The organism is Streptomyces omiyaensis (assembly GCF_014650895.1).
In the GTDB taxonomy this organism is placed as follows: Bacteria; Actinomycetota; Actinomycetes; order Streptomycetales; family Streptomycetaceae; genus Streptomyces; species Streptomyces omiyaensis.
Map to the genome: position 1 here is coordinate 1 of NZ_BMVV01000087.1, position 944 is coordinate 944.

Annotated in this window: 1 rRNA gene; it reads right to left on the bottom strand. The window is 56.1% G+C overall.

Annotated features, from left to right (window positions below):
* Positions 1-944: ribosomal RNA gene (locus tag IE287_RS38115) — 23S ribosomal RNA — on the bottom strand; the annotation flags it as partial.

Consider the following 944-nt stretch of genomic DNA (forward strand, 5'->3'; position numbering starts at 1 on the left):
TCCCGGTCCTCTCGTACTAGGGACAGCCCTTCTCAATATTCCTACGCGCACAGCGGATAGGGACCGAACTGTCTCACGACGTTCTAAACCCAGCTCGCGTACCGCTTTAATGGGCGAACAGCCCAACCCTTGGGACCGACTCCAGCCCCAGGATGCGACGAGCCGACATCGAGGTGCCAAACCATCCCGTCGATATGGACTCTTGGGGAAGATCAGCCTGTTATCCCCGGGGTACCTTTTATCCGTTGAGCGACGGCGCTTCCACAAGCCACCGCCGGATCACTAGTCCCGACTTTCGTCCCTGCTCGACCCGTCGGTCTCACAGTCAAGCTCCCTTGTGCACTTACACTCAACACCTGATTGCCAACCAGGCTGAGGGAACCTTTGGGCGCCTCCGTTACCCTTTGGGAGGCAACCGCCCCAGTTAAACTACCCATCAGACACTGTCCCTGATCCGGATCACGGACCGAGGTTAGACATCCAGCACGACCAGAGTGGTATTTCAACGGCGACTCCACAACCACTGGCGTGGCTGTTTCACAGTCTCCCACCTATCCTACACAAGCCGAACCGAACACCAATATCAAACTGTAGTAAAGGTCCCGGGGTCTTTCCGTCCTGCTGCGCGAAACGAGCATCTTTACTCGTAGTGCAATTTCACCGGGCCTATGGTTGAGACAGTCGAGAAGTCGTTACGCCATTCGTGCAGGTCGGAACTTACCCGACAAGGAATTTCGCTACCTTAGGATGGTTATAGTTACCACCGCCGTTTACTGGCGCTTAAGTTCTCAGCTTCGCAACCCCGAAAGGTCACTAACCGGTCCCCTTAACGTTCCAGCACCGGGCAGGCGTCAGTCCGTATACATCGCCTTACGGCTTCGCACGGACCTGTGTTTTTAGTAAACAGTCGCTTCTCGCTGGTCTCTGCGGCCACCCCCAGCTCA